Here is a 2126-nt window from a genome sequence, read left to right as displayed (position 1 = left end):
ACCTGCTATTTTGAGCTGGAGATGGGACTTGAACCCACAACCTACGGTTTACAAGACCGTTGCGCTACCGATTGCGCCACTCCAGCACACTGGGCACTGACCCGCGCCAAGCGTGAATGCCTGGCCAGGTCCCGTTAACCAGCCCCGCCATAATACACATAACTGCACCAACAACGAAACAAATACACCACCACCAGCGCAAACAGTTCCTATCGCTACCCCACTCGCCCGCACGATCGGTTCTGTCGTAGCCTGTGACCACAAAACATTCCTCACCCCACCGATCCCGATCAGCGAAGGCAACGATCTCCCCATGGATTTTGTCTCAGGATTCAGCCAGGCATTCCGCCGCGTCGCTGGCTCCCGCGCCCCCGGCACCACTGCCGGCGGGTCCAATCCTGTCGCCACCATCGACGCCGTCAAAGCCGCCCCGGCACCGTCGCCACTGAAGCCCATCGACTTCACCAATGCCGACGAAATCAACGCGGTGCTCGACCTCGCCGCCCGCATTGGCGACGTCCTCCTAGCCAGCGGCATGAGCAACGGGGACGTCAAAGCCCACATGCACGCGATCACCGAAACATACGGTATCCACGACGTCCACGTCGACATCACGCTCAACACCCTTATGCTGTACACCACCATGGGCCCCACCGAGGGCGCGCTCTCGGCGTTTCGCGTCGTCAGTAAACTGAGCATGGACTTCGCCCGATTAGAGGAAATCGACGTCCTTGTTCGACGCATCCTCACCGGTGGATTCACGCGGGCAGAAGCTGCCGACGAACTCCACGAGATCGTCACGGCGCCCCCGACCTACAATTCGACCTTTGTGCTGATCATGTGGGGCATCTTCACCGGATCTGTGGCATTCATGATCGGTGGACACCTACCCGAGGCCATCATTTCCTGCCTCTCTGCCATCGTCATCATGTGGGGATCCGCGGTGCTGGCCGGACACGGGTTGCCGTTATTCTTTCAAAACGTGTTCGGCGGGCTTGTCGCCCCTGTCCCGGCAGCCCTGGCCTACCACGTGGGACAACACTATGGAATAGAAGTCAACCCGTCGGTCTGTATCGGTGCTGGGATCGTGGCCATGCTGGCCGGGCTCACTCTGGTCCAAGCGCTCCAAGACGGCATCACGGGCGCGCCGGTCACGGCCTCTGCACGGTTCTTCGAAGCTGCGCTCTCCACCGGCGCGATCATCGCCGGCGTTGCCTTCGGGCTCAATATCGCCTCCCGCCTGGGCATTCCTCTCCCCGGATTTGAGGGCTCGGCGTCCACCAACGTCGTGCAAAACGTCGTCATTACGGTGTCCGGGGCACTGGCGGGCGCATTCTTCGCGGTCGCGTGCTTCGCGCGCCTGCGCTCCACGGTCATCACGACGGTCACCACCCTCATCGGTGCCGCGATTTACTACATGATCCTTATCCCTATCGGTTTTGGGACTATCGCGGCGTCCGGCATGGCGGCCACGCTCATCGGACTTTTCGGTGGGCTACTCTCCCGACGGTTCATGATCCCCCCGCTGATTACCGCAGTCTCAGGCATTACCCCGCTCCTGCCCGGTTTCGCTCTCTACCGCGGCATGTATTCCCTGCTTAACGACCGGCCGTCCATCGGGTTCTCCTCGATGGCCACTGCTTTCGCCATCGCCACGAGCTTGGCGGCGGGCGTCGTCCTTGGTGAATGGATTGCGCGCAGACTACGACGGCCCCGCATCGCCACCGCTTACCGCGGAGTTCGCAACATCGTCCGACGGCCGCTCGCGGTGAAGGCGCGCACCAACGGGTCGCGCGTCAACGGTCCCCGGGCTAATGGCCAACGAACGAACGGCCAACGGACCAATGGCCGTGGGGCTCCGCGGACACCCAACACCGGATCGATCCGGGCTCGCTGGCGCAACCGTTCCTACCGAAACACAAAAGCGCGCTCGCAGTGGCGTCGTCGATAAAACCCGATAAAACCCACGGTGGCGGCTACCACGAAACCCACCGCGTGAGCTACCATTACTCTGTTCACCATCCATCCCAGGAGGATTTTCCAGGAGGATTTGTGCCCCCCACGGTCACTGATAAACGGGCTACCAACGCTGTATCACTGCACGCCGTCGAAGAAGAAACAGCTAT

Annotated in this window: 1 protein-coding gene and 1 tRNA gene; one reads left to right on the top strand and one right to left on the bottom strand. The window is 61.4% G+C overall.

What is annotated here, in order from left to right; translation table 11 throughout:
- Nucleotides 1–13: 13 nt before the first annotated feature.
- Nucleotides 14–86 (bottom strand) — tRNA-Thr (locus Q3981_RS10390).
- A gap of 227 nt (nucleotides 87–313) precedes the next feature.
- Here Q3981_RS10390 and Q3981_RS10385 point away from each other — a divergent pair.
- Nucleotides 314–1951, top strand: a complete 1638-nt coding sequence (locus Q3981_RS10385) for a threonine/serine exporter ThrE family protein (RefSeq protein ID WP_303126023.1) — start codon at nucleotides 314–316, stop codon at nucleotides 1949–1951.
- Nucleotides 1952–2126: the final 175 nt, after the last annotated feature.

It is taken from the genome of Corynebacterium sp., from assembly GCF_030530965.1.
Classification (GTDB): domain Bacteria; phylum Actinomycetota; class Actinomycetes; order Mycobacteriales; family Mycobacteriaceae; genus Corynebacterium.
The sequence above is the reverse complement of the archived record's forward strand: the minus strand, read 5'-3'. Positions and strand labels throughout refer to the sequence as shown.